This window comes from Nonomuraea sp. NPDC048826, assembly GCF_043198225.1.
Taxonomy (GTDB): Bacteria; Actinomycetota; Actinomycetes; order Streptosporangiales; family Streptosporangiaceae; genus Nonomuraea.
Genome location: NZ_JBICUQ010000002.1, coordinates 695,923 through 716,718 on the forward strand (window position 1 = coordinate 695,923; position 20,796 = coordinate 716,718).

16 protein-coding genes are annotated in these 20,796 nt (G+C 72.0%); 10 read left to right on the forward strand and 6 right to left on the reverse strand.

The annotated features are described in order from the left end of the window. Positions 1-61 precede the first annotated feature (61 nt). A complete protein-coding gene (locus ACGFI7_RS08875; RefSeq protein ID WP_393401070.1) occupies positions 62-1,282 on the forward strand; it encodes an ABC transporter ATP-binding protein in 1,221 nt (406 codons plus the stop codon). A 117-nt stretch (positions 1,283-1,399) separates the two neighbouring features. Here ACGFI7_RS08875 and ACGFI7_RS08880 read toward each other — a convergent pair whose 3' ends face one another. After that, on the reverse strand, positions 1,400-2,152 hold the full coding sequence (locus ACGFI7_RS08880; RefSeq protein ID WP_393401073.1) for an SDR family NAD(P)-dependent oxidoreductase: 753 nt from the start codon (positions 2,150-2,152) through the stop codon (positions 1,400-1,402). Between the two features lie 527 nt (positions 2,153-2,679). On the opposite strand from ACGFI7_RS08880, the gene ACGFI7_RS08885 reads away from it, so the two are divergent. After that, on the forward strand, positions 2,680-3,939 hold the full coding sequence (locus tag ACGFI7_RS08885) for a PQQ-dependent sugar dehydrogenase (protein ID WP_393401075.1): 1,260 nt from the start codon (positions 2,680-2,682) through the stop codon (positions 3,937-3,939). Here ACGFI7_RS08885 and ACGFI7_RS08890 read toward each other — a convergent pair. Next, positions 3,899-4,243, reverse strand: a complete 345-nt coding sequence (locus tag ACGFI7_RS08890; protein WP_393401077.1) for a carboxymuconolactone decarboxylase family protein — start codon at positions 4,241-4,243, stop codon at positions 3,899-3,901. The genes ACGFI7_RS08885 and ACGFI7_RS08890 overlap by 41 nt on opposite strands. Positions 4,244-4,477: 234 nt before the next feature. Between ACGFI7_RS08890 and ACGFI7_RS08895 the strand changes: the two genes are divergently transcribed. The 4 genes from ACGFI7_RS08895 to glnII all read left to right on the forward strand — a co-directional run bounded on the left by ACGFI7_RS08895 (position 4,478) and on the right by glnII (position 9,834). Then, positions 4,478-5,155 (forward strand): hypothetical protein, encoded by a 678-nt coding sequence (locus ACGFI7_RS08895; protein WP_393401079.1) that lies wholly within the window; start codon positions 4,478-4,480, stop codon positions 5,153-5,155. A 12-nt stretch (positions 5,156-5,167) separates the two neighbouring features. After that, on the forward strand, positions 5,168-8,218 hold the full coding sequence (locus tag ACGFI7_RS08900) for an AAA family ATPase (protein ID WP_393401082.1): 3,051 nt from the start codon (positions 5,168-5,170) through the stop codon (positions 8,216-8,218). A gap of 32 nt (positions 8,219-8,250) precedes the next feature. Beyond that, complete coding sequence (locus ACGFI7_RS08905; protein ID WP_393401085.1) at positions 8,251-8,721, forward strand: hypothetical protein; 471 nt, start codon at positions 8,251-8,253, stop codon at positions 8,719-8,721. 93 nt (positions 8,722-8,814) lie between these two features. Further along, positions 8,815-9,834: a glutamine synthetase GlnII gene (gene glnII, locus ACGFI7_RS08910; protein ID WP_393401087.1), complete on the forward strand. Its 1,020-nt coding sequence runs from the start codon at positions 8,815-8,817 to the stop codon at positions 9,832-9,834. A gap of 107 nt (positions 9,835-9,941) precedes the next feature. On the opposite strand, the gene ACGFI7_RS08915 is transcribed toward glnII, so the two are convergent. Next, positions 9,942-11,270, reverse strand: coding sequence for a CehA/McbA family metallohydrolase (locus ACGFI7_RS08915; protein WP_393401090.1), 1,329 nt, complete (start codon positions 11,268-11,270; stop codon positions 9,942-9,944). Positions 11,271-11,378: 108 nt separating this feature from the next. Beyond that, positions 11,379-12,914, reverse strand: coding sequence for an aldehyde dehydrogenase family protein (locus ACGFI7_RS08920; RefSeq protein ID WP_393401092.1), 1,536 nt, complete (start codon positions 12,912-12,914; stop codon positions 11,379-11,381). A 92-nt stretch (positions 12,915-13,006) separates the two neighbouring features. Here ACGFI7_RS08920 and ACGFI7_RS08925 point away from each other — a divergent pair, with 92 nt between their 5' ends. Beyond that, entirely contained in the window at positions 13,007-13,312 is a 306-nt protein-coding gene (locus ACGFI7_RS08925) for a hypothetical protein (protein ID WP_393401095.1), read from the forward strand. Positions 13,313-13,325: 13 nt separating this feature from the next. Here the strand turns inward: ACGFI7_RS08925 and ACGFI7_RS08930 are convergent, their stop codons facing one another. Next, on the reverse strand, positions 13,326-14,906 hold the full coding sequence (locus ACGFI7_RS08930) for an ABC-F family ATP-binding cassette domain-containing protein (RefSeq protein ID WP_393401097.1): 1,581 nt from the start codon (positions 14,904-14,906) through the stop codon (positions 13,326-13,328). A gap of 352 nt (positions 14,907-15,258) precedes the next feature. Here ACGFI7_RS08930 and ACGFI7_RS08935 point away from each other — a divergent pair, with 352 nt between their 5' ends. Next, a complete protein-coding gene (locus ACGFI7_RS08935) occupies positions 15,259-16,860 on the forward strand; it encodes an FAD-dependent oxidoreductase (protein ID WP_393401099.1) in 1,602 nt (533 codons plus the stop codon). A 7-nt stretch (positions 16,861-16,867) separates the two neighbouring features. Here the strand turns inward: ACGFI7_RS08935 and ACGFI7_RS08940 are convergent, their stop codons facing one another. Then, complete coding sequence (locus ACGFI7_RS08940) at positions 16,868-17,377, reverse strand: hypothetical protein (RefSeq protein WP_393401101.1); 510 nt, start codon at positions 17,375-17,377, stop codon at positions 16,868-16,870. A gap of 184 nt (positions 17,378-17,561) precedes the next feature. Between ACGFI7_RS08940 and ACGFI7_RS08945 the strand changes: the two genes are divergently transcribed. Both ACGFI7_RS08945 and ACGFI7_RS08950 read left to right on the forward strand, forming a co-directional pair. Further along, complete coding sequence (locus ACGFI7_RS08945) at positions 17,562-18,896, forward strand: helix-turn-helix domain-containing protein (protein WP_393401104.1); 1,335 nt, start codon at positions 17,562-17,564, stop codon at positions 18,894-18,896. A 250-nt stretch (positions 18,897-19,146) separates the two neighbouring features. Continuing rightward, complete coding sequence (locus ACGFI7_RS08950) at positions 19,147-20,766, forward strand: sulfatase-like hydrolase/transferase (protein ID WP_393401107.1); 1,620 nt, start codon at positions 19,147-19,149, stop codon at positions 20,764-20,766. The last annotated feature ends 30 nt before the right edge of the window (positions 20,767-20,796 follow it).

Genomic DNA, 20,796 nt, shown 5'->3' on the forward strand with positions numbered 1-20,796 from the left:
AAGAACGCGGGACCACCGCACCGACTATCGGGGCCATCGCCCTGCAGCGCGAAGGACTGTCATGGCATCCATCGTTTTGAGCAATGTCGACAAGATCTACGCCGGTGGCGTCAAGGCGGTGAACGGGCTCAACCTTGAGATCAAGGATGGCGAGTTCATGGTGCTGGTCGGCCCCTCCGGGTGCGGCAAGTCGACCGCCCTCCGGATGATCGCCGGCCTGGAAGACATCAGCGGCGGCGAGATCTCCATCGGCGACAAGGTCGTCAACCACCTGCCGCCCAAGGACCGCGACATCGCGATGGTCTTCCAGAACTACGCGCTCTACCCGCACATGACGGTCGAGGAGAACCTCGCCTTCGGCCTCAAGCTGCGCAAGATGCCCAAGGCCGAGATCCAGCAGCGGGTCCAGGACGCGGCCAAGATGCTGGGCCTGGAGACCTACCTCAAGCGCAAGCCGGCCGCCCTGTCCGGTGGTCAGCGCCAGCGTGTCGCCATGGGCCGCGCCATCGTCCGTGAGCCGCAGGCCTTCCTCATGGACGAGCCGCTGTCCAACCTGGACGCCAAGCTCCGCGTCTCCATGCGCGCCTCGCTCAACCAGATGCACGAGCGCCTCGGCGTCACCACCGTCTACGTCACCCACGACCAGGTCGAGGCCATGACCCTCGGCGACCGCGTCTGCGTGCTCCGCGACGGTCTGCTCCAGCAGGTCGACACCCCGCAGAACCTCTTCGACAAGCCGGTCAACCTGTTCGTCGCGGGCTTCATGGGCTCGCCGTCGATGAACTTCGTCACCGCCGAGCTGGTCCGCGACGGCGGCGCCGGGGTGGCCTTCGCCGGCTTCAAGCTGCCGATCCCCGAGTCGACCTTCAGCGACAAGCCGGGCCTCGACCAGTACATCGGCAAGAAGATCATCCTCGGCATCCGCCCGTCCGACTTCGAGGACGCCGCCTCCGCCGGCGCCCACGCCGACAACGGCTGGGCGACGCTGCCGGTCAAGGCGGAGGTCACCGAGGAGCTCGGCTCCGAGATCAACGTGCTCTTCCTGATCGACGCCCCGCCGGTGGAGCACAAGGACACCGTCGCCGCCGCCGACACGGGCGACGACGAGGAGGCCGCGCTGCCGCTGGTGGGCGACAAGTCGCTGTGGACCGCCCGCGTCAACGCCCGCAGCCACGTGCGCCCCGGCCAGACCATCGACCTGGTCGTCGACACGCACAACCTGCACTTCTTCGACCCGACCTCGGGCCTGGCCATCGGCCACCCGGCCAACGTCGGCCGCTGAGCGGCTCGTACTCCGGCATCCGATACCGGCCGCGGGCCCTGCCCGCGGCCGTCAGGGCCCTCATCGCGACCCCCTCCCGCGGCGAGGGCCCGTCCCGTGCCCGGGGCCCCGCCAAGGTCAGCGGCGGCCGATGCGGGCCGAGATCCCCGCGACCAGGCGGCGCGGCACGAACCTGCCGACCGCGACGACCGCCTTGTAGCGCAGGGACGGCACCGACACCCACTTGCCCAGCGCCAGATCGCGCAGCGCCTCGGCGACGAGCCGGTCGGCGTCCAGCCACATGAACCCCGGCATGCCCGACATGTCGATCGAGGCACGCTGGTGGAACTCCGTCCGCACGAACCCCGGGCAGAGCGCCATCACCTTGACCCCCGGCTCGCGGATCTCGGCCGCGGTGGACTCGCTGAAGTTGGCCACCCAGGCCTTGGAGGCGCTGTAGCTGCCGCGGGTGAAGAAGCCCGCCACCGAACCGACGTTGATCACCGCGCCCTTGCCGCGCTTGCGCATCCCCGGCAGCGCCGCCAGGGTCAGCCGCAGCACCGCCTCGCAGTGGACCTTGAGCATGCGCATCTCGTCCTCCACGGGCGTGTCGAGGAAGGCGTGCCGCTGCGCGAAACCGGCGTTGTTGACCAGCAGGTCGACCCCGGCGCGGCAGCGTGCCTCCACCTGGGTCAGGCCCTCGTCGGTGGCGAGATCGGCGGGCAGCGTCTCGACCGCGACCCCGTACCTCAGCTTCAGCTGGTCGGCGGTCTCCCCGAGCCGTCGCTCGTCGCGCGCCACCAGGACCAGGGTGAAACCGTCGGCGGCCAGCCGGCGGGCGAAGGCGGCGCCGATGCCGGCGGTCGCGCCGGTGATCAATGCGGTAGGCATGCTCAGAACCCTATCCGCGCCCACCGGGAGACCCGCCGCACGGGAGACGATCGAACCCGGTGCGGGTGGCCCGTCGTGCGGGGAAGCAGCGAGCCTGTCCCGGGACTACGGCGGGATGAGCGGGCCGACGGCACGCATCACGGCGCCCAGCCCGAGGGGGTTCCCCAAAGGCTTGTCAGGGTTTGACGTTCGACCCCGCACGCCGAGCGCCCCGCACCAGGCGAATCCGGAAGACGGCCGGTGGTGCAGGAATGCGGTGGTGCAGGAGTGCGGGGGTGCAGCGGTCCGGGAACGCAGGGGTGCGGGAGCGCAGTGGCGCAGGCGCGCGTGAGTGACAGTGGTGCGGTGGTGCAAGGGCGCGGGAGTGCAGTGGCGCAGTGGCGCGGGGGCGCGGGGGCGCGGGGGCGCGGGGGGTGTGGGGGGTGCGGGGGCGCGGGAGTGACAGTGGTGCGGGGATGCGGGGATGCGGGGATGCGGGGATGCGGGGATGCGGGGATGCGGGGATGCGGGGATGCGGGGATGCGGGGATGCAGCGGCGCAGCGGCGCGGTGGTGCGGTGGTGCGGGGCGTGCGAGGATGGCGGGGTGCGCCTCGCCGTGGCCGTGTTCGCCGCCGTGTCCGCCGTCGTTCTGACCGCCTGCTCCGCCGCGCCGCCGCAGACCGCGCCGCCTGGAACCGCGCCTCCGGAGACCGTGGAGACCGCGGAGATCACGCCCGCCTCGCCGTCCTCGTCCGCGGCCGACGCGACCCCCGCACCGTCCGGGACCCCGGCGGCGCGCGAGGGGAGGCTGAAGTTCACGAAGATCGCCGAGCTGGAACGGCCGGTGGCGTTCGCCGTCCGGAGCGGTGACCGCCGCCTGTACGTGGCCGAGCAGGGCGGCAGGCTGCGCACCACCGACGGCGACACGATCGTCGACCTGTCCGGCGAGGTGAGCGGCGGCAACGAGCAGGGGCTGCTCGGCGTCGCCTTCCACCCGTCCGGCCGCTGGCTCTACCTCGACTGGACCGACCGGGCCGGCACCACGCACGTCACCGAGTGGGCCTACGACGGGAAGCGGGCCACCGGCAGGCGTGACGTGCTGACGCAGGAGCAGCCGTTCGCCAACCACAACGGGGGGCAGCTCGCCTTCGGCCCCGACGGCCACCTCTACATCGCGCTCGGCGACGGCGGCGGCGCGGGCGACCCGGAGGACGCCGGGCAGGACCTCGGCACGCTGCTGGGCAAGATCCTGCGCATCGACCCGCGCGGCGGGCGGCCCTACAAGGTGCCGGACGACAACCCGTTCGTCGGCAAGGAGGACGCGCGGACGGAGATCTGGGCGTACGGGTTGCGCAACCCGTGGCGGTTCGGCTTCGACCGGGAGAACGGCGACCTGTGGATCGGCGACGTCGGCCAGAACCGCTGGGAGGAGATCGACTACCAGCCGGCCGGCTCGGAGGGCGGCGAGAACTACGGCTGGAGCGTCCGCGAGGGCAAGGAGCGCTTCCGCCCGGGCCGCGCCGAGGAGCCGGTCGACCCGGTGATCGTCTATTCGCTGAACGAGGGCGGCAACTGCTCGGTGATCGCCGGGTTCGTGTACCACGGCGCGAAGATCCCGTGGCTGCGCGGCCGGTTCCTCTACGGCGACTTCTGCGCCGGGTGGGTCAGGGCGGCCCCCGTGGACGAGCTCGACCGCGACCGGCAGGTGGGCGAGGTGGAGCAGCTGTCGTCGTTCGGCGAGGACCACGACGGCGAGCTGTACGCGCTCAGCCTGGCCGGCCCCGTCTACCGGGTCGATCCCGCCTGACCAGCTCGATCAGGTCCTCGACCTGCCCGTTGAGCCGGGTTCCTCGCGCCCAGCCGGCGTAGTGGGTGAGGAAGACGACGATCTCCCGCAGCTCGGTTTCGTCCAGGTCGCCGGTGCGCAGGGCGGCGTCGAGGTTCTGTGCCACCTGGTCGTCCAGGCCCTGCCCGACGAGCAGGCCGAGCAGGAGCAGGCGGCGTTCCCTGAGGGTGAGCGTCTCCCGCGACCAGAGGTCGGCGAAGGCGCGCTCGGCCGTCATCCCGAACGAGTCGACGGTCTCCATGGCCGGTCCGGCCGGTTCTGTCATCGTGCGCTCCGGTCGCGTGAGGGGGGTGGCTTCATCTTGGGCCACCTCCTGGGCGATGACCAAGGGGGACGACCGGAAGTCGGACCGCGAAGACAGGTTTTCCTGTTGATCTGTAACAAGTGAAGCCAATGCCAGGCCAAGATTTGGTCAAGATTTCTCCATTCCGGCACGGCTCAGCGAAGGAGAAAGCGGGCACAACAACTGCGGTGCCTCGTCATGCGGAGGTAAACCCTGGTGAAGACGATGCGAGCGGCGATCGCGCTCATCGCCGCGGTGGCGACCGTGTCCGCCTGCGGACAGCCGGAGTTCCACTACGTGCGCGACCGGGCGGGCACCACGTACTTCAAGGTGCCGGCCTCCTTCTCCCAGCTCGACACCGAACCGCTCGAACTGCTGATTTCCGGCGACGACCCGACCTCGGCCGCGACGCAGCTGCGCAAGGAACGGGTCTGGTCGACCGCCTTCGACCAGGCGGCCGAGCCCAACGTCCAGCACATGTTCGGCTCGCGGGAACCGTTCGTGTACGTGACCGTGCACGCGCTGACCGTCAAGGAACGCAACGAGATGTCGCTCGACCGGATGCGCGACTACATCCTGCCGGTGACCGACGGGCGGCGCGAGGCGTACGTGATGTCCCAGTTGCAGGCGGGCCGGGCGCCGCTCTTCGGCAACTTCGAGCCGCTCCTGGACCAGGAGCTCACCCTTGACGACGGGGCCAGGGGGATCCGGGTCCGGTACAACTACCGAATCGTCGGCGGAGTTCAGACGTTCGACCAGACGGCCATCCTCGACGGCAAGGGCACGAGCCTGTCGTTGATGCTCATCACCTGCGAGGCGACCTGTTTCGCCGAGCGCGCCGCCGAGCTCGACAAGATCGCCGGCTCCTTCAACCTGCTCAGGCTGCCCGGATAAAGGGAGCACCCCGTGAACACCACGCACCATGAAGGGCTGCGCGCCCCCGGCAGCGGCCCCTCCGACCCGGACGCCGTCACCAGGAAGAAGATGCGCTTCTGGGACCGGAGCAAGTTCCTCATCGGCCTGACGGTCGCCTTCCTGGTGCTCAGCTGGAAAGCGATGGCCGATCACCCCGGCATCATGCCCTTCTCCGACGCCGTCCGAGTGATCGCCAGGGACTATCAGTGGATCTTCTGGCTGCTCGGCGTCGAGGCTGCCCGGCAGGTCCATTTCCTGGTCAGTGAACGCTGGTCGGCCTACCACCGGTTCTGGAGCCGGAGCGTCTTCGGCGGGTTCGAGCGCTGGTCGCACCGGCGTTTCGACGACTGGACCAGGTTCCGGCTCGCCCGCGTGCTGAAGATCGCCTTCTGGGTGGCGCTGCTGGCCATGGTGCTCGGCGCGGTGCTCGACAGCAGCCCGCTGCTCGCCCTGTTCCAGGCGCCGGCACTGCTGTTCCAGGCGCTGCCGTTCGTCCTGCAGATCGTCTTCCTGTTCTTCGTGATCATCATCCAGTTCGTCGGCCTGTTCTGGTTCCTGTCCAGGGGCGGCGTGGAGACGTACTTCCCCGACGACATCAAGACCCGCTTCACCGACGTGTGGGGGCAGGACCACGTCGTCGAGCGGGTCCAGGAGAACATCGTCTTCCTGGAGAAGCCCGGCGAGATCGAGGAGCGCGGCGGCTACGTGCCGAGCGGCCTGCTGCTGTGGGGGCCGCCCGGCACGGGCAAGACGCTGATGGCCGAGGCCGTCGCCGGCGAGACCGGCAAGCCGTACGTGTTCGTCGACCCGGGCGCGTTCACCGCCATGTTCATGGGCATCGGCATCCTCAAGGTCAAGACGCTCTTCAGGAAGCTGCGCAAGCTCGCACTCCGGTACGGCGGCGTGATCGTCTTCTTCGACGAGGCCGACTCCCTGGGCAAGCGCGGCCGGCTGGCCCAGCAGGGCCCGCCCGGCCAGGGCGGCGGCTTCTCCGGCTGCCACGGCCTGAACTACCTGTCGGAGGAGAGCCGCTCGGTGCTCGCCTTCCGCGGCCGCCGCGAGGCCGCCGAGCCGGGGACGCGCGAGCGGTTCTTCATGGGCGGCGGCATGGGCGGCGGCGGCGACACCGGTGTCCTCCAGGCGCTGCTCACCGAGCTGTCGGGGCTGAAGAAGCCGCGCGGGTTCTTCAACCGGCTGGTCAGACGGCTGCTCGGGATGCGCCCCAAGCCGCCGCCGAAGTACCGCATCCTCGTCATGATGGCCACCAACCGGCCGGACGCGCTCGACGAGGCGCTGCTGCGGCCCGGCCGCATCGACCGCATCTACAAGGTCGGCTACCCGTCGAAGGCCGGGCGGCTGCGCACCTACCAGGGCTATTTCGACAAGGTCGCGCACCAGCTCACCGCCGAGCAGATCGACAAGCTCGCCACCATCACCCCGTACGCCACCGGCGCCACCATCAAGGACCTGGTCAACGAGTCGCTGATCACCGCCATCCGCGACGGGCGGGAGATCATCACCTGGTCGGACGTGCTCCGTGCCAAGCGGCTCAAGCAGCTCGGCCCGCCCGAGGACGTCGAGTACATCGAGCGCGAGCGGCACGCGGTGGCCGTGCACGAGGCCTGCCACGCGGTCGTCGCGTACGTGACCCGCTTCCACCTGGAGATCGACATCGCCACCATCGAGAAGGGCGCCGACTATCTCGGCATGGTGGCCTCGATCAAGCCGGAGGACCAGTTCACCCGGTGGAAGTCGGAGTACGAGGCCGACATCATGGTCTCGCTCGCCTCCCTGGCGGGGGAGCGGATGTTCTTCAGCGAGGACAACTCCTCGGGCGTCTCCGGCGACCTCCACTCGGCCACCTTCCTGACCGCGCTCATGGAGTCGTACTGGGGGATGGGCTCGGGCGTCACCTCGCTGCCGGCCCTGCAGGAGCTGGAGATCATGGGCGGCAAGGCGATGCCCAGGCGGCCCGGCGGCGGGCCGATGGGCATCACCGACCGCGAGCCGCGCACCGCGCAGCAGGACCTGACCCCCGACGTGCTGGGGGAGCGGATCGAGTACAACCTGGTGCGGCTGCTGGAGAAGACCGAGGAACTGCTCAAGGAGCACCGCCAGGACGTGCTGTGCCTGGCGCACGCGCTGGAGACGCACAAGACGCTGAACGGCGACGACGTGGTGGCGATCTTCCAGCGCCGCCCCGGGCCGCTCGTCGACGGCACGATCTACGCCTCCGAGGACCTCGTCCGCGAGCTGGAGGAGTACCACACGGAGGCCGCCAGGGCGCACAAGGAACACAGCCGGGTGGAGCGCGACCTGCCGGGCGTGGCCGAGGAGCCGCTGGTGGCGGCCGTGGTGGATGCCGTGGTGGACGCCGTGGTGGATGCCAGGCCGGTCGTCGCCACCGCGATCGCGCCCGGCGAGGGCCTGCCGGGCACGGTTCTGGGGGTTCCCGTGGCACCGCCGCCCGCCCTCGCCGCGAGCGTGCCCACCGGGGCCGAGCCCGTGGCGTACTCCGGTGGGTCCTCGGACGGACAGCAGGACGAGGGACGGCCCGAGTTCGTGCCCTGGGCCACGGACTCCCCGGCCCCGCCGCCACCGCCGCCCCCGCGGAGCGCATCCCCGCTGGTCATGGACGCCCCGGTCGAGCCGCCGCCGCGACGCCGGCGCGGCGCGTGGTGGGTGGTCGCGGCCAGCCTGGTCACGCTCGTCGGGCTGGCGGTCATCCTCGCGCTCTCGCTGAACGGCGTGCTGGCCGCGAGCCCCGCCTCCGGGGCGGAGACCGGCGCGGCCGCCGGCCCCGGGCCCGGCATCGCCTCACCCTGGCTGCTGATCACGCTCTTCGTGGTGGTGGTCGCGGTGGTCGTCGGCGTCGGGCTCACCATCGTGGCCGTCAAGGGCCTGCGGGCGGCCCAGGTCAGGGCGGAACGCGACCGGGACCAGGCGCACGCCCGTGCCCAGCTCCTGGCGGCGGCGCTGGACCCGGACACCGCGATGCGGCTGCTCGGCTACGACGGCGACGGGCGGCGCGAGATCGCCTGAACCGCGGCCCTGCCGATCACGTCATCAGGAGTATGCGTGCCCCCGTCGCCGTCCTCGCCCTCGCCGCCCTGCTGACCGCCTGCTCGGACTCCCGGCCATGCACGATGATCGGCACCCGTGTGGGGGTGGGCCTGACCGTCGAGGCGCCGCTCGCCTCACAGGTGGACCGGGCGGAGCTGGAGGTGTGCCTGCCGGACGGCTGCCGCACGTACGAGCCGGACCTGCACCCGGTGACCGCGGCGGCCGAGACCACCTGCTCGGGCGACACCTGCTCGGCCCGCATGAGGGAGACCGGCGGCAAGCAGGGCTTCGCCGACGTGCCCGGCCTGCCGAAGAGCCCGGTGCGGGTGCGTGTCACACTTCTGGACGCGGACGGCCGCACCCTGCTCGACCGCGGCCTCGACGTCACCCCCGAGGGCCGCTTCCCCAACGGCCCCGACTGCGGCGAGGGCGGGCCGAACGCCCTGCTCGTGGCTGGTCCGGATGGCGTGCGGGTGAAGTAGGCGCCTTAACACGGCGTTCACATTCGGGCAAAAACCGGGAAACGGCCGTCCATAAGACTCGGCGTGGCTGATGAACACCGGGAAAGGACCGCTGTGAGCTACAAGGCTGAGTACATCTGGATCGACGGCACCGAGCCCACCGCTCTGCTGCGCTCGAAGACCAAGATCCTTGCCGACGGAGTCGAGCCTCCGGTGTGGGGCTTCGACGGCTCCAGCACCAACCAGGCCGAGGGACACAAGTCCGACCTCGTGCTCCGTCCGGTGTTCAGCTGTCCCGACCCGATCCGCGGCGGCGACAGCGTGCTCGTGCTGTGCGAGGTCGACGAGGTCTCCGGCGACCCGCACCGGAGCAACACCCGCGCCCTGCTCCGCCCGGTCGCCGAGCAGTACGCCGACCAGGACTCGTGGTTCGGCATCGAGCAGGAGTACACGTTCTTCAAGGGCAGCCGCCCGCTCGGCTTCCCCGAGGGCGGCTTCCCCGCCCCGCAGGGCCACTACTACTGCGGCGTCGGCGCGGAGGCCGTGTTCGGCCGCGAGATCGTCGAGCTCCACCTCGACCGCTGCCTCGCCGCCGGTCTGAAGGTCTCCGGCATCAACGCCGAGGTCATGCCCGGCCAGTGGGAGTTCCAGATCGGCCCGGCCGGCCCGCTCGAGGTGGCCGACCACCTGTGGATCGCCCGCTGGCTCCTCTACCGCACCGCCGAGGAGTACGGCGTGGAGGCCACCCTCGACGCCAAGCCCGCCCGCGGCGACTGGAACGGCGCCGGCGCGCACACCAACTTCTCCACCCGGGCGATGCGCGAGGGCTACGACGCGATCATCACCGCCTGCGAGGCCCTGGGCGAGGGCGACAAGCCCATGGAGCACATCAGGGAGTACGGCGCCGACATCGAGAGCCGCCTGACCGGCGCCCACGAGACCGCCCCGTGGAACAAGTACAGCTACGGCGTCTCCGACCGCGGCGCGTCCGTCCGCATCCCGTGGCAGGTCGAGGTCGAGAAGAAGGGCTACATCGAGGACCGCCGCCCGAACGCCAACATCGACCCGTACGTGGTCGCCCGCCTCCTGGTCGGCACCTGCTGCGCCGCCCTGGAGAAGGCCGGCCAGGTCTGATCACGGGTCTGATCACGGGTTCGATCAGCCGCCTCGCGAGGAGGGGAGAGAACGCGGGCACCCCCGAGGGGCCCGCGTTCTCCTCCTCCGCGTGAACCGGACCGGCCTCAGCGCTGGCGGGCCAGATAGACGCGGCGCGCCTCCTCCAGCACCTCCAGGTCGTCCTCGGTCACCCGGTCCCTGATCTGCTTCTCCAGCAGGTCGAGCCAGCGCAGGCAGAACGTCACGTCCTCCTCCCTGGCCACCCGCCGATGGCACACGTCCAGATAGACCGGGCTGCTGTGGGCGAGCACCCGCCCGCCGCCCTCCACGACCGCGACCACGTACGTCGGCCACACGACCGACAGGTCGGCGGTCAGCGCCGAAGGCCCGCCCGCCCGACCGGTGGGCGTCCCCGAGGCGAGCACGCCGTCGGCGGTCAGCAGCCGCACCCGCTCCGCCCCGTCGCCGAGCACCCGCACCGTCACCGGGACCGTCGCGCCCGGCGCCAGGTCGAGGGTGTCGCCCGGTCCCCGGCCGGCCACCTCCAGCTCCAGGAACGGGCCGGTGGTGACGAACGTGCGGCCTTGCCGCACCGCCTCCGCGTACGCGCCCGCGGTCAGCCGCCCGTCGACGCGCGCGTACGTGCGCTCCCGGCCGATCGGGCCGAACCGGCGCGAACCGCCGCCCATCGCCGCGACCCGGTTGCCCGCGCCGATCAGCCGCCGGTACGCGCGAGGCGAGCCGAGCGGCGAAGGAAAGCCGTCGACCAGCCCCAGCGCCGCGTCCACCACGGCCAGCCGCGCGTCGAACCCGGGATCGCCGTCGCTCATCAGCTGGTCTGCCGTCTCCGCCGGCCCGTCGCAGGCGTTCGCGTAGGTCACCAGCGTGCCGCGGCGGTGCAGCTCGCGCAGCGCGACGCCGGACAGCGGCCACGAGCCGAGCCCGAGCACCTCGTGGACCAGGTCGACCCGGGCCACGTGCGTGCCGTCGGACCAGGGCAGGTCGCGGCCCGACCACCGCTCCAGCGTCTCGCCGTCGCCGGGCGGCACGTTGATCACGTTCAGGTCCTCCCCGTGCTGGGCGGCGGCCACCCACCCCGGCGGCCGGTTCAGCGGGACGTGCAGGTCGCCGCCGTACCAGCCGCGCGCCCCCGCGTCGTACCGGCGCGGCGGCGTGAGCTCCACCAGCGTCTCGCCGAGGCCGGGCAGCAGCGTCGTCTCCACGTCCGCGTACTCGGGACCCCGCGCCGCCCGGACGGTGACCGGCTCATGGGGCACCGGCAGGACGACATCGTCGCCGTGGAAGTACGGACGACCGTCGCGATCGCGGGCCGGAACGGTGTCGGGCGGGCACCAGCCGCGGCCGTCGCGGGTGCGGACGCTCCAGCGGCAAGGGAAGCCGGCCCGCAGGCGGAGGACCGGCCGACCAGGTAATGGTCTCAGATAGTCACGCATCGGCTTCTCCCCGTGATCGAAGGCGCCGCCATCGTGACACGGCCATCACCCGCCGGGAAGGGCCCCCTGCCCGGCGGGGTGGCTTCTCTTACACCGCGTGGTAAAGACCTAGAGCCGGAACCCGAGATCGGGGGTAATCTCCGCCACGTCCATCTGCGCCTTCTGCAGCCGGCCGGAGTGGTCCCAGTTCATCGACTGCCAGCGGGTGAACTGGTCGAGCACCCACATGCCCGACTGGCGGCTGCCGTTGCCCGACTTGCCGTTGCCGCCGAACGGCAGGTGGGCCTCCGCCCCTGAGGTCGAGTTGTTGATGCTGACCATGCCCGCCGAGACGCCCTCGCGGAAGGCGAACGCGTGCTTGGCGTCGGTGGTGTAGATGGAGCTGGACAGGCCGTAGCCGGGCCGGTTGGCCAGCTCGACCGCCTCGTCCATGGTGGCGAACGTGGTGACGCCGACGATCGGGCCGAACGTCTCCTCCAGGAAGATCCGGTCGTCCCGCCGCACCCCGTCGACCACGACCGGGTGGTAGTAGAGGCCGCCCTCGCCGGTGAACCCGTCGCGCGGGCTGTCGGCGGTGATCCGGCCCGTCGGGCCCGACACGACCTCGTGGTGCGGCTGGATCCAGGTCAGGTACTCCTCGTACCGGTCGGCGAACTTCTGGTCGAGCAGCGGGCCCGCCAGCACGTCCTCGCGCGGGTCGCCCACCCTGGCCGCCTTCAGCGCGCGGACGAAACGGTCGGTGAAGTCCTGGTGGACGGACTCGTGCGCGATGACGGTGCCCAGGCTGGTGCAGCGCTGGCCCGCCGTGCCGAAGCCGGCGAACAGCGCGCCCTCCACCGCCAGGTCCAGGTCGGCGTCCGGCATGACCACCATCGGGTTCTTGCCGCCCAGCTCCAGGCAGGGCGACTGCAGGTGGCGGCCCGCGAGCTCGCCGATCTTCCTGCCCACCTCGCTCGAACCGGTGAACCCGATCTTGTCGACCGTGCCCTCGGCGAGCGCCTTCTCCAATCCCGCGAAGGTCTGCGCGCCGTCGGCGAAGACCACGTTGAGCACGCCGTCAGGAAGGCCGGAGGCGGCGAACAGCCGGTACATCGCGTGCGCCGACGCGGCGGCGTACTCGGCCGGCTTCCACACCACGGCGTTGCCGCACAGCAGGGCGGGCACCAGGTACCACGACGGGACCGCCACCGGGAAGTTGCCCGCCGTGATCACGGTGGCCACGCCGACCGGGTTGCGGAAGGTGAACAGGTTCTTGTCCGGCATCTCCGACGGGACCGTCTGCCCGTAGAGCCTGCGGCCCTCGCCCAGGAAGAAGTCGCACGTGTCGACGATCTCCCGCACCTCGCCGAGCGCCTCCGCGTACGGCTTGCCGATCTCCTCGGTCACCAGCGCGGCCAGGGTCTCGGCGTTGGCCTCCACGAGCCTCCCGATCGAGGCGATCACCCGGCCGCGGACCGGGGCCGGGACCTTCGCCCACTCCCGCTGGGCGTCCTTGGCGGTGCGGCAGGCGCCGGCGAACGTGTCGGCGTCGGCCAGCCCCACCCGCGCGACCACCTCGTCGAGCCTGGCGGGGTTGACGGATGCGTACGTGTCCGAGCCGGCGGCGTCCTTGCCGCCGACGACGGAAACAATTTGACGGGTCACCGGTTGCCCTCCTCATAGGTTCTCCGGACAGACAATCATCTCCCAGGAAAATCCCCAACCCGGGGGCGGCGCAGCGGGGTTAGCGTGTCCGTATGATCATCCGTACCTGGAGAGGCTGGACGCGGGCCGCCGACGCGGCCGACTACGAGGCCTATCTGATGCGCACCGGGTTCGCCGAGTACACCGCCACCCCCGGCAACCGCGGCGCCTACTTCACCCGGCGCGACGCGGGAGACCGCACCGAGTTCTTCCTGATCACGATGTGGGACTCCTGGGAGGCGGTGAAGGCGTTCGCGGGGGAGGAGCCGGCCACGGCCGTCTTCTATCCGGAGGACGACCGCTTCCTGGTCGACAAGGAGCTGACGGTCGACCACTACGACCTGTTCGCCGGCACGTAGGGACGCCCGGCGGTCACCGTTCCATCGCCAGCCACCGGGTGATGCCGAGCGTCTCCAGGAACGGCAGGTCGTGGCTGACCACGACCAGCGCCCCCCGGTACGCCGACAGGGCCTGGGAGAGCTGTCGGACGCTGGCCATGTCCAGGTTGTTCGTCGGCTCGTCCAGGAGGAGCAGGTGCGGCGGGGGCTCGGCCGACAGCAGCGCCGCGAGCACCGCGCGGAACCGTTCGCCGCCCGAGAGCGTGCCCGCCGCCTGCTCCACCCGGTCGCCCCTGAACAGGAACCGCGCCAGCCGCGCCCGCACCTCGTTCACCGGCGCCGACGGCGCGAAGCGGCGGACGTTGGCGAGCACGCTCAGCGAGTCGTCCAGCAGGTCGAGCCGTTGCGGCAGGTAGCGGGCCGGGACGGGGGTGTCCCCGGCCGCGATCCGGCGCAGCAGGGTCGTCTTGCCTGAGCCGTTCGGGCCGATCAGGGCGACCCGTTCGGGGCCGCGGACGATCAGCTCCGCGATCGGCTCGCCGTCCGCGCCGGGCCCGCCGCGCAGCTCGCGCAGGCCCGCCGGGTCCGGCAGCGTCAGCACCGTGCGGCCCGGCGGGACCGCCGTGCCCGGCAGGGTGATCTTGATCTCGTCGTCCTCGCGCAGTGTCTGCTCGGCCTCGGTGAGGCGGTCGCGGGCCTGGTCCAGCCTCTCGGCGTGCATGGTGCGGTGCTTGCCGGCCGAGACCTGCGCCGCCCGCTTCCGTCCGCCCATGACGATCTTGGGCTCGCGCTTGGTGGCCTGCATCTTGTTCCCGTACCGGACTCTTCTGTCCAGCTTGGTCTGCGCCTCCTCCAGCTCGCGCCTCTGGCGACGGACGTCGCCCTCGGCCGCGCGGACCATGCGCTCGGCGGCTTCCTGCTCGGTCGCCAGCGCCTCCTCGTACGCGGTCAGGTTGCCGCCGAACATCCGTACGGCGCCGTCCCGCAGGTCGGCCACCTGGTCCACGAGGTCGAGCAGGGCGCGGTCGTGGCTGACGACCACCAGCACCCCGGACCACGACCGGACGGCGGCGTAGAGGCGGTGGCGCGCGTCCAGGTCCAGGTTGTTGGTGGGCTCGTCGAGCAGCAGCACCTCCGGGCGGCGGACGAGGAGCGCGGCCAGCGCGGTCATGACCACCTCGCCGCCGGACAGCGTGACGGTGTCGCGGTCGAGGTCCAGGTGGCCGAGGCCGAGCCGGTCGAGCTCGGCGCGGGCGCGCTCCTCGACGTCCCAGTCGTCGCCGATCACGGTGAAGTGCTCGGCGGCGACGTCCCCGCTCTCGATGGCGTGCAGGGCCGCCCGCTGCTCGGTGATGCCGAGCAGGTCGGAGACCGTGCTGCCGGTGGCCAGCGGGAGGTTCTGCGGGAGGTGGCCGACTTCGCCGGCCACGCTGATCGTGCCGGAGGCCGGGCGCAGCTCGCCGGCGATCAGCCGCAGGAGGGTCGACTTGCCCGACCCGTTGACGCCCATCAGGCCGGTGCGGCCGGGGCCGAAGGCGACGTCGAGGTCCGACAGGACGGGCGTGCCGTCGGTCCACTCGAACGAGATGGCGTCACAGACGATGGAAAAAGACATAAGGGCGGCTCCCTGACGTGTCTGGAAATTTCGGGACACGTGGAGACACCGCGGGCGCAAGCCGGCAAGACCGGAAAAGGAGATGGCCGAAGAGAAGGCGATCGTCTGAGGTCGGGCATGCGCACAACGAAGAGGCGCGGCGTCTCGGCCTCAGATCACAAATGGATCACCTCAGGGGTCGGCGACAAGGGCCCGGTAACCTTACCCGATCTGAATCTCTGTCTGCAACCCCCTCTTTCCGCCGGGGTGGAGCCAGCACCACCCCCGTTGTGTACCTGGCGCCCTTCCTGAGCCCCGGCGCGATCCCTAGCGTCGTCGGTGAGTGTTCTCGACACGGGACGAGGGGGTCGTCATGAGCGAGGTCACACGCCGGGCGTTCATCGGTGCGGGCGCGGCGGCCGGGGGCGTGGTGGTGGCAGGAGGCGCCGCGCCGCCCGGTGGCGAGGAGCCGCCGCTCGGGCCCGTCGTGGTGCGGCCGGCCGACCCGCGCTACGAGGATCTGGCCGTACGCAGGACCAACCTGCGCTTCCGGCACGAACCGGAGTACTTCCACCTCGCCACCACCACCGAGCAGGTGGTCAAGGCCGTCCAGGACGCCGTGCGGGCCGGACGCCGGGTGACGGTGCGCAGCGGCGGCCACTGCTACGAGAACTTCGTCGGCGACGGCGCCCAGGTCGTCGTCGACCTGTGCGAGATGTCGGGGGTGTACTTCGACAGGAAGCGCGGCGCGTTCGCCGTCGAGGCCGGCGCGACGCTGATGAACGCCTACCGGACCCTCTACCTGGGCTGGGGAGTCACCTTCCCCGGCGGCCAATGCGGGGGCGTGGCCGCCGGGGGGCACATCGCGGGCGGCGGGTACGGGCCGCTGTCCCGGCGCGACGGGCTGACCGTCGACTATCTGCACGCCGTCGAGGTCGTCATCGTCGGCCGGGACGGCCGCGCCCGCGCCGTCGTCGCCACCCGCGACCCCGCCGACCCGCACCACGACCTGTGGTGGGCGCACACCGGCGGCGGCGGGGGCAACTTCGGCATCGTCACCCGCTACTGGCTGCGCGACCCGCGGGCCCGCGGGAACGACCCGGCCACGCTGCTGCCGAAGCCGCCCCGCACCGTCCTGTCCGGGGTGGCGCTGTGGTCGTGGGACGGGATGGACCGGGCCTCGTTCCGCAGGCTCCTGCGCAACTACGCCGAGTGGCACGTGCGCAACAGCGGCCCCGGCGACCCGAACCTGTCGCTGTGGGGGTCGCTGCTGATCCCCGGCAGGCAGGCGGGCGCCGACCCGGGCGGCATCGCCATGCCCACCCAGATCGACGCCGGCGTGCCCGGCGCCGAGAAGCTGCTCCGCGACCACTTCGCGTTCGTCGCCGACGGAGTCGCGCCGCCGCGGTTCGTCCCGCCGCTGGTCCGCCAGCCCTGGTACGAGGCGGTACGGGAGCTCTCGCTCGGCGCGGACGCCGAACGGGGCCGGTACAAGGGCAAGTCGGCCTACCTGCGGGAGCCGTTCACCGACGAGCAGGCCGACGTGGCCTTCGACCGCCTGCACGACCCCGGCGAGATCTCCTCCGCGGGCATGCTGTGGCTGCTGTCGTACGGCGGGAAGGTCAACACCGTGCCGCCGGAGGCGACCGCCACCGCGGAACGCCGGTCGGTGCTCAAGGTGCTGCACCTGGTCACCTGGGAGGCGGGCCAGGACGGCGACGCCCGCCTCCGGTGGGTGCGCGGCCTGCACAAGGACACGTTCGCGAGCACCGGCGGCGTCCCGGTCCCCGGCGGCGGCTGCGGCGGCGCCTACGTCAACTACCCCGACACCGACCACGCCGACCCGGCCTGGAACACCTCCGGCGTCCCCTGGTCCACCCTGTACTACGGCGGCAACTACGCCCGCCTCCAGCGGGCCAAGCGCCGCTACGACCCCCGCGACGTCTTCCGCCACGCCCTGTCGGTGCGGCCGTAGCGTCCGGTCAGCCGGAGGCGCGGTTGCGCTTGGCCGGCCCGCCGCAGTTGCCGAAGGCCTTGCGGCCGCCGGAGGCGTGGCTGCCGAAGAACGACGACTTGCTCGGTGTGCTGCTCACGGTCCCGGTGAAGGCGACGCAGACGTCTCTGGCGTACGCCTTGACCGGTCCCGCGTAGTACTTGTAGGCGCCCTCGTCGCGGAAGATCTTCGAGCGGATCCGGCCGGGCGTCTGGACGTAGAGGGTGGCGCTGGTCCACGTGGCCTCGCCCACGGAGCTCGACTTGATGGTGACGACGCAGTTCTCCCCGGTACGCGCGCTGTAGAGCAGATGGACGTGGGCCCGGACGACGCCCCTGCCGTCGATCACCCGGTGCGTGCCGTCCGCGACCCTGCCGAAACCGCTGCCGCACACCTGCTCGGGGGTGGGGCCGCCGTTGCCGGCCGAGACCGGTGCCGGGGTCAGGGAGGCGGCGAACAGCACTGCCGACACGAGCCCTGCTTTGGCCTTGCGCTTCATGAGATGTCCTCCAAGGTGGGGCAGGGGCGGTGATCGCCCGGTTGGTCCGAGGGTGCGGGGCCGGGGCGGTTGTCCGGAACCGATCGGGGTGGAATCGCAGGTGAAGTACGGACAATCAGTTGTCCGTGGACAAACGGCCGGACCGAGATGATCATGGGAGGGGTCGGCGGGAGAGGGCGGCGGGATGGAACGCAGGGCGGGCAGGCCCCAGGGCCGGCCGCGGGGGAGCACGGCGGAGGCGAACGCGCTGGCCGAGTTCCTGCTCGGGGTCACCGGCGGGATGACCGTGCGCGAGCTCGCCGAGGCGTACCACGTGAGCAAGACGCTCTGGGGCGAGTACCGGTCCGGACAGAAGATCATCCCGCTGGAGCTGCTGCGGCGGCTCGTCCACGACCGCACCCCGGACGAGCGCACCCGCCGGACGCGCCTGGAGACCGCCGGACACCTGCACACGGCCGCTCTCGGCGCGACGCCCCAGCCCCCGCCCCAGCCCCCGCCCGAGCCGCCCCCGGCCGCCGGCCCGGTCCTTCCCGTGGCATCAGGAGGGCAGCCGCCACGACGGCCGGCCCGGCGCTCCCTGCTGTTCGGCGGGGTCGCCGGGGTCGCCGGGGTCGTGGTGCTCGCCGTGCTCGCCGCGCTGGTGGCGTGGCGGCTGCCCGGCGCGCCCGGGGACCCGGCGGGCGGCGTCGTGACGGCCCCGCCCCGCTCGGGCTCCGGGGTGTTCTCCGTCGGGCCGGGCGGCCGGGGCGTGTTCCGGTGGGACGGCGGGGACCGATGGACGAAGATCGGGGACGCCGCCCGACGCCTCTGGTCCGGGCCCGCCGGTCTGTTCGCCACGGGCATGGACGGCCGGCTCTACGTGTACGGCGGGCGTCCCGGCGTCTGGTCGCCCATCGGCGACCCGGGCGCCGACGTCGCCGTCAGCGGCTCCCACGTCTACCGGCTGGCCGCCGACCGCCAGTCCGTCCACGTCTGGGACGGGCAGGGCGCCTCCTGGACCTGGATCGGCGGCCCGGCGACACGCCTGCACGGCGGCGCACGCGGCCTGTTCGCCATCGCCCCCGGCACCGGCTGGATCTGGTCCTACCAGGGCGTACCCGCCCGCTGGGACTTCGCCGGTCTGGAGGGCGCCTCGTTCGCGGTCGCCGGGGAGAACCTGTACGGCCTCACCCCGGACCGCGGCGCGGTCAACCGCTGGCCGGGGGAACCGGGGCGGCCGTGGCCGCACGCGGCGGGCCCGGCGGGCGAGCTGTACGGGGGCGCCGCGGGCCTGTTCTCCACCGACCCGCAGGGCGCCCGGCTGCGCGTCCTGCCGGAGGCCGGACCGGGAGGCGAGGTCCCGGCCTGGCAGGACATCGGCCCGGCGGGCGCGGAGACGCGGGTGGGCGGACAGGCGGTGTACGTCCTGTCCGCGGACCGTACGGAGATCCTCCGCCGGCTCCGCGACACCGGCGCCTGGCAGCGCATCGGCGGGCCCGCCGAGACCCTGACGGTCTGGGAGGACCCTGGACCGGCGTGAGAGACAAGGATCACGGTGCCTTCGCGAAAAAGGTGAGCGACTGGCGCGGCAAGATCGAGAGCGGTACGGTCGTCGCTGGCCGCCCGTCGCCCTCCAATCGACGAGCTGCCTCCCGAGCTCAAGGAGATCGGCAAGCTCCGGGACTACTGCTGACGAGCGCGGCCCCTGTCATCACCCGGCTCCGGCAGAGTCCGCCTGCCGTTCTTCGGCGCTTCGCACATCGATCTCACCCTGCGTCGAAGGTGTCTGCATGATCCCCGCTCCCTCGCGTCGGACCCTCCTGGCGGGCGCGCTCGCCGGCCTGTCCGTCCCCGCCGCCACCGCGTCATCGGCGCAGGCGGCCCTCGCCCCCCGGCCCAACTTCCTGATCATCCTCGCCGATGACCTGGGCTGGGGCGAGCTCGGCATCCAGGGGCAGCGGAAGATCGCCACACCCGCCATCGACCGGCTGGCCGCCGAGGGGGTGCGGTTCGAGACCGCCTACGCGGGGGCGCCGCTCTGCGCGCCGTCGCGCTGCTCGCTGCTCACCGGGCTGCACGCCGGGCACGCCACGGTGCGCGACAACCCGGCGGGCTCCCCGCAGGGCGCGCTGGTCGAGAACGACCTGACCTTCGCCGAGGTGCTCCAGATGTCGGGCTACCGCACCGCGTGCGTCGGCAAGTGGGGGTTCGGCCCCGAGCTGCCCGGCCAGCCGTCCCACCCGAACGAGCGCGGCTTCGACGAGTTCTTCGGCTACATCACCCACCGCCACGCCCACCAGTACTATCCGCGCTACCTGTGGCACAACGCCGGCAAGGTGGCGGTGACCGGCGGGGGGTACGCGCCCGACCTGTTCCTGCGGCGGGCCGTCGACTTCATCAAGCAGCCGTCCGACAAGCCGTTCCTGCTCTACTTCCCGACCAACCTGCCGCACGCGCCGAGCGAGGTCCCGGGCAACGCCGGCCGGTACAAGGACAAGCCGTGGACCCGGGCCAACCGCCGCCACGCCGCCCAGGTCACCCTGCTGGACTCGTACGTGGACAAGCTCGTGGCCGCGCTGCGCGAGAGCGGCAAGGCCGCGAACACGATCGTGCTGTTCATGAGCGACAACGGCCCGCACCACGAGAAGGGCGTGACCCCGGCCCTGTTCGACGCCAACGGCCCGTTCCGCGGCGACAAGCGCGACCTGTACGAGGGCGGCATCAGGGTGCCGCTGATCGCCTGGTCGCCGAAGATGCGCTCCCGGGTGGAGACGCGGCCGGTGGCCTACTGGGACCTGCTGCCGACCCTGGCCGACCTGGCCGGGGTGCCGGTGCCCGACGGGATCGACGGCCGCTCGTTCCGCCGCATGCTCAACGGCGGCGACGGGCCCGATCACGACCATCTGGTGTGGAACCGGCCGCGCAAGGCGCAGGCGATCCGCCGCGGCCGCTGGAAGGCGATCAGGTTCGCGCCCGGCGTGGCGGGGGCCGGTCCCGAGGGCCGGATCGAGCTGTACGACCTCGACACCGACCTCGGCGAGCGGAAGGACGTGTCGTCCGACCGCCCGGAGCTGGTCGGCGAGCTGATGGAGCTGCTCGACCAGTCGATCGGCGACGACCCGCGCCGTCCGTACGGGCTGAGGATGACCGCGTCGGGCGACCGGGTCACGGTGACGCTCGTCAACGGCTCGGCCGTCACCTGGCGGCGGGTGCGGCTGGCGCTCAACCTGCCGCGCGGGCGCAAGGTGATCTCCCGGCAGGAGGCGGCCGAGCTGGCGCCGGGCGAGGAGATCAGCGCGACCTTCCGGGTCCCCGGGCACGGGGTGATCACCGGGTCCGCGGCGTTCCGCACGGGCAGCAGGCGGCACACGTTCCGCCGGGCCTACCGCCACCAGCGCAGTCTCGTATGAGATGCCGCATAAGTCGGAAGTCCGTTATGT

Excerpts from the sequence above, each read along its gene's own strand:
- ACGFI7_RS08875 (WP_393401070.1), top strand. The coding sequence starts at position 62 with ATGGCATCCATCGTTTTGAGCAATGTCGACAAGATCTACGCCGGTGGC.
- ACGFI7_RS08880 (WP_393401073.1), bottom strand. The coding sequence starts at position 2,152 with ATGCCTACCGCATTGATCACCGGCGCGACCGCCGGCATCGGCGCCGCC.
- ACGFI7_RS08885 (WP_393401075.1), top strand. The coding sequence starts at position 2,680 with ATGCAGCGGCGCAGCGGCGCGGTGGTGCGGTGGTGCGGGGCGTGCGAG.
- ACGFI7_RS08890 (WP_393401077.1), bottom strand. The coding sequence starts at position 4,243 with ATGACAGAACCGGCCGGACCGGCCATGGAGACCGTCGACTCGTTCGGG.
- ACGFI7_RS08905 (WP_393401085.1), top strand. The coding sequence starts at position 8,251 with ATGCGTGCCCCCGTCGCCGTCCTCGCCCTCGCCGCCCTGCTGACCGCC.
- ACGFI7_RS08915 (WP_393401090.1), bottom strand. The coding sequence starts at position 11,270 with ATGCGTGACTATCTGAGACCATTACCTGGTCGGCCGGTCCTCCGCCTG.
- ACGFI7_RS08925 (WP_393401095.1), top strand. The coding sequence starts at position 13,007 with ATGATCATCCGTACCTGGAGAGGCTGGACGCGGGCCGCCGACGCGGCC.
- ACGFI7_RS08930 (WP_393401097.1), bottom strand. The coding sequence starts at position 14,906 with ATGTCTTTTTCCATCGTCTGTGACGCCATCTCGTTCGAGTGGACCGAC.
- ACGFI7_RS08935 (WP_393401099.1), top strand. The coding sequence starts at position 15,259 with ATGAGCGAGGTCACACGCCGGGCGTTCATCGGTGCGGGCGCGGCGGCC.
- ACGFI7_RS08940 (WP_393401101.1), bottom strand. The coding sequence starts at position 17,377 with ATGAAGCGCAAGGCCAAAGCAGGGCTCGTGTCGGCAGTGCTGTTCGCC.
- ACGFI7_RS08945 (WP_393401104.1), top strand. The coding sequence starts at position 17,562 with ATGGAACGCAGGGCGGGCAGGCCCCAGGGCCGGCCGCGGGGGAGCACG.
- ACGFI7_RS08950 (WP_393401107.1), top strand. The coding sequence starts at position 19,147 with ATGATCCCCGCTCCCTCGCGTCGGACCCTCCTGGCGGGCGCGCTCGCC.